The sequence below is a fragment of the Paraburkholderia sp. SECH2 genome, from assembly GCF_030464795.1.
GTDB classification, from domain to species: domain Bacteria; phylum Pseudomonadota; class Gammaproteobacteria; order Burkholderiales; family Burkholderiaceae; genus Paraburkholderia; species Paraburkholderia aspalathi.
The window spans coordinates 81,296-87,578 of sequence record NZ_JALPRH010000031.1 but is presented as its reverse complement, the minus strand read 5'-3'; the positions used below and the strand labels follow the sequence as shown (position 1 = coordinate 87,578).

Sequence of the window (6,283 nt, the reverse complement as noted above, 5' to 3'; positions counted from 1 at the left end):
CCGCACAGGGGCAACGCTAATAGACCACTAACAAAACAAGGAAAGGCCAAAGCCCTAAGAACACAGACAACAAGCGCCGCGCAGGCAAAAACCCCAAACTAAACGCCAACGCCGCAAGCAAACAACCCCGCAGCGAAGGCGCAAATCAACCCCTAATCCCGCGGCGAAGAAGCCGCCCCATGACTTAACCAATCAAGCACAGCAGTAGCATCATCATCCGCCCCCTGTCGCGCCTTAGCGACAGTCTCAGCCACATCCGCGCTAGGCACAGCGCGCCGAATCGCCACCCCAACGGCAAGAATATCAATCATGACGAGATGCAGAATCCGCGAAATCATCGACAACTGCGACTCGCGAATCTCAATGTGATCGGTCTCCAAAGCGACAGTAGCCCGCTTGGCCAGCGCCGTATTGCTCGACGTAATGGCAATCACCTTCGCCCCCGCCTGCATGGCGACATCCAGCACGCGTAGCAACTCAGGCGCACGTCCCGACTTGGACACGGCGACAATCACATCGCCCTTGCCCAGCAACGCAGCAGACGCCGCCTGCATATACAGATCGCCGTAGGCAATCGTCGGAATACCAAACCGGAAGAACTTGTAATGCGCGTCCTGCGCGACGATGTTCGAATTGCCGAGCCCATAAAACTCAATCCGCCGCGCGCCGTTCAACAAATCGATCGCCCGCTCGACCTGGTCGAAATTCAAATGCTCGCGCAGCTGCAAAATCGCCGACACGGTGTTGTCCAGCACCTTCGCACCAAAGTCCGTCGCGGTATCGCCCAGATGCACCTGGCTATGACTCACCGGAATCGTGCCGGTCAAACCCGTCGCCAGCTTCAGCTTGAAATCCGACAAGCCCTGACAGCCAAGCGAGCGGCAAAAGCGGATCACCGTCGGCTGGCTCACGTCGGCCTTGCGCGCGATATCCACGATCGGATCGTTGATGATCGAACGCGGATGATTCAACGCGAGATCGGCCACACGGCGCTCGGCCGGCGTCAACGCGTCGCGCATCTGGCGAATCCGCTCGAACACGGCCGATGAACTGCCGCCCGCGCGGTTCGACAACTGCTCCGCGAGAATCGCCGACACACCCAGAAACGCCGGGTATTCAGCGGTAATCACGTAGGTCGGCACGTTCTGCAAATACGCCTCGAAGCGGCCTTTCGCCTCGAACCGTTTGCGGAACGACGAACGCGCGAAGAACTCGCCAAGCCTCGGCACGACGCCGCCGCCAATGTAGATGCCGCCCAATGCGCCGAGCGTCACCGCGATATTGCCGGCGAAGGTGCCAAGAATGCCGCAGAACACGTCGACGGATTCGGCCGCGAGCGGCTCGCCTTCCATCGCGCGCTTGACGATCTCGATCGTGTCGACGTTCGCCGCCACGCGTTTCTTGTCGCGACCGGCGAGCGCGCGGTAGATCACTTCGAGGCCGGGACCCGCCGCCACACGTTCGAACGAGACGTGTGACCACTTTTTGCGTGCGTACTGCAGCACGATGTCTTCGCGTTCGTCGGCCGGCGCGAAGGTGGCGTGGCCGCCTTCGCTGCCGAGCGCGATCCAGCGGTCGTCGGCGGGAATCAGGCCGGACACGCCCATGCCGGTGCCCGGGCCGAGCAGGCCGATCACGCTGTTCGGACGGCGCGCGCCGCCACCCACCTGCACGCGCTGCGCGTCGGTGAGGCCGGGCAGCGCCATGGCCAGCGCGGTAAAGTCGTTCACCACCAGCAACGTGTCGAAGCCGAGCGCACGGCGCGTGGCTTCGATCGAAAAGCTCCAGTCGTGATTGGTCATGCTGACCTGATCGCCGTCGACCGGGTTCGCAATCGCAATCGCCGCGTGATTCACGCGGCCGATCTTGGTGTCCTTCAGATACTTCTTGATGACTTCGGCAACGCCCGGATAGTCCGCGCACGGATAGACCTGCACCGAGCCGATTTCGCCCGGGCTGTATTCGAGCGCGAAACGCGCATTGGTGCCGCCGATGTCGGCGAGCAGCCTCGGTCCATCGGCGTGCTGGCCCGCGCCCGGAACAGCCTTAGTTTGCACACCAGTAGACATCGAGTCTCACTCCCTTGTCGTTTGCCAACTGCGAGATGGCATTTTTTTGTAGCGCAGCGGTGGCGGCATTCAGCACGTCCATCTTGCGCGGTCCTGCGATCAGCAAAAACAGATGCTTCACTTCTTTCAGAGCGGAGAGCGACCAGCTCACACGCGCATGCGGCGCGCTGCCGGGATGCACGGCAACGAAGCGCTCGGGAGTGGTGATCGCGTAGTCCCATTCGGGCGCATCCGCGAAAATCGACGCGGTGTGGCCGTCTTCGCCCATGCCGAGAATCGCGACGTCCGGCACGGCGCTAAAGCGCGGGTCGGCGTTCAGCGCGGCAACGTGCGCGTTCAGGTCTTGTGTGGCGTCGACCAGCGGCCAGAAAGCGGCATTTTTCGCGGCGTTCTGCAACAGCGTGTCGTGCACGAGTTGCGAATTGCTCGCGCTGTCCGTTTCCGGCACCCAGCGGTCGTCGACCAGCGTCACGGCAATGCGCGCCCAGTCGAAGGATTGCGTGGACAACGTCTGCAGGAACGGACGCGGGCTGCTGCCGCCGGACACTGCAAGCATGGCCGGGCGCGCGTTGTTGGTTGACGTAGCCGTCTGTGCGGCGAGCGACGCATGTAACGCGTCGCCAACCGCTTTCGCCAACGCGTCGGATTGGGCGCGTTGATCGTCGAAAGCGTGAAGCTCGATCACTTCTCCTCCGTGCTGCTTTCTTGTTAGATCTGCGGAATGTGCCGTCCTGCTCTCACGCGATGCCTGCAAGTGGGATGACTTGCAGGCGCCTTCGTGATACCGGCGCCATTCCGTTCAGTTCGTCGGTGGGTCTCGCCGGCGCCGTGCCGTGCTTCGATCGGGATCGCGCATGGTACGACGCCGTAATTCAGTTGATTCAATTCTCTTCTTCGAGCCAGCAGGTGCCGTGCTGCGCCAACATCGCGCTCGCCGCTGCCGGCCCCCACGTACCTGCTGCATACGGCTTGGGCGGCTTGTTGGCAGTGGCCCATTCGTTGAGGATCGGTTCGACCCAACGCCATGCCGCTTCCTGCTCGTCGCGCCGCACAAACAGCGCGAGGCGGCCGTTGATGACGTCGAGCAGCAGACGTTGATACGCCTCCATTTGCCCTTCGCGGAAGAAGCGGTCGAACGCGAGGTCGAGGTGGACGCTGGCGAGGTTCATGCCTTCGCCTGGCTGCTTCGCGAGACAGTAGAGGCGAATGGTTTCGTTCGGCTGCAAACGGATCACGAGACGGTTCGCACCGCCGCGCAACGCGGACGCGCCCAGTGCCGAATGCGGCACCGCACGAAAATTCACCACGATCTCAGCGACGCGATCTGCGAGACGCTTGCCCGTGCGCAGGAAGAACGGCACACCGGCCCAGCGCCAGTTTTCGATTTCCACCTTCACCGCAACGAAGGTTTCGGTGTTGCTGTCCTGCTTCACGCCGGGCTCGGTTGCATACGCCGGCACCGCGCTGCCGCGGATCACGCCCGCATGATACTGGCCGCGCACGGCGACCTTGCCGATATCACGCGGATCGATCGGCTTCAACGCGCGCAGCACGCGCAGCTTTTCGTCACGGACCGAGTCCGAATCCATTGAATGCGGCGGTTCCATCGCGACGATGGAAAGCAGTTGCAGCAAATGGTTCTGCACCATGTCGCGCAAGGCGCCGGTGTTGTCGTAGAAGTCACCGCGCGCTTCCACGCCGAGTTCTTCCGCAATCGTGATCTGAATGCTTTCCACCCATTCGCGCCGCCACAGCGGTTCGAACAGCACATTGCCGAAGCGCAGCGCGAGCAGGTTCTGCACCGGCTCCTTACCGAGGTAGTGGTCGATCCGGTAGATCTGTTCTTCAGCGAAGATTTCACCGACTGCATCATTAATTGCGTTGGACGACTTGAGGTCGTAGCCGAGCGGCTTTTCCAGCACGATGCGCGAATTTTCGTTGAGCCCCACCGACGCCAGCGCGCGGCAGATCGGCACGAACAGCGACGGGCCTGTGGCCAGATAGAACACCCGAATGCCGGGCCGGCCGCTCAAGGCGTCGCGCAGCAGCGTGAAGTCTTCGGGGTTGCCGAGATCGATCTTCACGAACTCGATACGGTCGAGGAAGCTCGCCCATGCTGTTTCATCCACACCGTTCTTCGACACGTGCGGTTTGACGTGCTCATTGACCCAGTCAATGTAGGCCGCACGATCCGCTATATGCCGCGCCACCGCGACGATCTTGCCACTGTCGGCCAGCATGCCGCCTGCACGGTGCGCTTCATACAGTGCCGGCAGGATCTTGCGCATCGACAGGTCGCCGGTTCCGCCGAAGAGAACGAAGGTGAAGCTTGAATCGGTTTGCATGTGTCTCCGTCGATATCCTGGGGCCGCCGTGGGGACCGAAAAAGGGCGACCGTAGTCCGATAAAATATTTTTTGACACTGAATTGTAGTTTAACTACAATCCAAATCAAGAGGTAGCGCTAATTCGATGAAAAAAGCGTGCGCTGTGAGGCTAGATGCGCGTTTTCCCGAATCGGCAGGCGTCCCCTGCATGTTAACGGACATTGCGTGAGAGCACGTGCCAGCATGCCCCCGGCGGTCCTTACGGAAGGCCGGAAAGCTGATCTGGCGTCAGGGTTAACGTGCAAGGCACCTCGAGTCTGCCGCGCGCGACGCGGGCAGGCAAAAATCAAAAGAGGAGACAGTCAGTTGCATCCCGAACCACTCATCTCTTGAGCTTCCAGCGGCCGGATATCGGTCCGCCGGCACATGCCTTAACGCATGCGCCCGACCGTGCTCGATCGCCCAGTGTTTTGCCTGTTTGAACCAACCACAGCACCCTGGCGACATCAGGGGCCATTTGTTTTTTGTTCAGGTGTCTGGAGGAGATAAGCAATGAAATTTCGCGCGATCATGGGCGCTTTGTGCGCCGCAGGTCTGATGTGTGGCGTCTCGGCTGTGCAAGCTGCCGAGTCGATCGAAGTGTTGCACTGGTGGACTTCGGGCGGCGAATCGAAAGCCGTCGGCGTCCTCAAGGATGACATGACGAAGCAGGGTTACACGTGGAAGGACTTCGCGGTTGCTGGCGGCGCGGGTGCGGCTGCCATGACGGCACTGAAGACGCAGGTGATCTCGGGCAACGCGCCGAGCGCTGCGCAGATCAAGGGTCCGCTGATCCAGGACTGGGCTTCGCAAGGCGTGCTGGTGCCGATCGACTCGGCCGCAGCCGACTGGAAGAAGAACCTGCCGCCGGAAATCGACAAGATCATGCACGCGGACGGTCACTATGTGGCAGCACCGTTCTCGGTGCACCGCGTGAACTGGCTGTACATCAACAAGGCAGCGCTGGACAAGGCAGGCGGCAAGGTGCCGACCACGTGGCCTGAGTTCTTCGCGGTGGCCGACAAGATGAAGGCCGCGGGCATCCAGCCGATCGCGATGGGCGGTCAGCCGTGGCAAGACCTGACGCTGTGGGAAGACGTCGTGCTGTCGCAAGGCGCGGGCTTCTACAAGAAGGCGCTGGTTGATCTCGACGAGAAGACGCTGACGTCGGATCAGATGGTCGGCGTGTTCGACACGGTCCGCAAGATCCAGGGTTACTTCGACGCGGGCCGCACGGGCCGTGACTGGAACCTGGCAACGGCGATGGTCATCAACGGCAAGGCCGGCATGCAGTTCATGGGCGACTGGGCGAAGGGCGAGTTCGCCAACGCCAACAAGAAGGCGGGTTCGGACTACGTCTGCGCTGCGGTTCCGGGCACGGAAAAGTCGTACACGTTCAACGTCGACTCGTTCGTGTTTTTCCAGCAGAAGGGCGAGAAGACTGCAACGCCGGGTCAATTGGCATTGGCCAAGACGATCATGTCGCCGGAATTCCAGGAACAGTTCAGCCTGAACAAGGGTTCGATCCCGGTTCGTCTGGGCGTGTCGATGGCCAAGTTCGACGACTGCGCGAAGAAGTCGTACGCGGATGAACAAGTGGCGATCAAGTCGGGCGGCTATGTGCCTTCGCTGGCACACGGCATGGCGCAACCGGATGCAGCAGCCGGCGCGATCTCGGACGTGGTCACGAAGTTCATGAACTCGCAGCAGGATTCGAAGACCGCGGTTGCCGCGCTCGCGAAGGCTGCGAAGACCAAGTAAGTAGCGTCAAGCGAAGTAGTGCGCCTGGTCGTTCCCTTCGGGGGCGCCGGGCGCGTTCTTCGGAATGCTTGCAGCCGTTGCGTTACTT

At 61.5% G+C, this 6,283-nt stretch carries 4 protein-coding genes; 1 reads left to right on the top strand and 3 read right to left on the bottom strand.

All coding sequences use genetic code 11. The features are described from left to right. Positions 1 to 152: 152 nt before the first annotated feature. From M0D66_RS33390 to zwf, 3 genes are all read right to left on the bottom strand, one after another. Positions 153 to 2,069, bottom strand: a complete 1,917-nt coding sequence (locus tag M0D66_RS33390) for a bifunctional transcriptional regulator/glucokinase (protein ID WP_093643975.1) — start codon at positions 2,067 to 2,069, stop codon at positions 153 to 155. Continuing rightward, positions 2,047 to 2,754 (bottom strand): 6-phosphogluconolactonase, encoded by a 708-nt coding sequence (pgl, locus tag M0D66_RS33385; protein WP_200650736.1) that lies wholly within the window; start codon positions 2,752 to 2,754, stop codon positions 2,047 to 2,049. The genes M0D66_RS33390 and pgl overlap by 23 nt, the downstream gene beginning before the upstream one ends. A 196-nt stretch (positions 2,755 to 2,950) precedes the next feature. Next, entirely contained in the window at positions 2,951 to 4,414 is a 1,464-nt protein-coding gene (zwf, locus tag M0D66_RS33380; protein WP_093643971.1) for a glucose-6-phosphate dehydrogenase, read from the bottom strand. Positions 4,415 to 4,947: 533 nt separating this feature from the next. Here zwf and M0D66_RS33375 point away from each other — a divergent pair. Further along, on the top strand, positions 4,948 to 6,195 hold the full coding sequence (locus M0D66_RS33375; protein ID WP_054035098.1) for an ABC transporter substrate-binding protein: 1,248 nt from the start codon (positions 4,948 to 4,950) through the stop codon (positions 6,193 to 6,195). Positions 6,196 to 6,283: the final 88 nt, after the last annotated feature.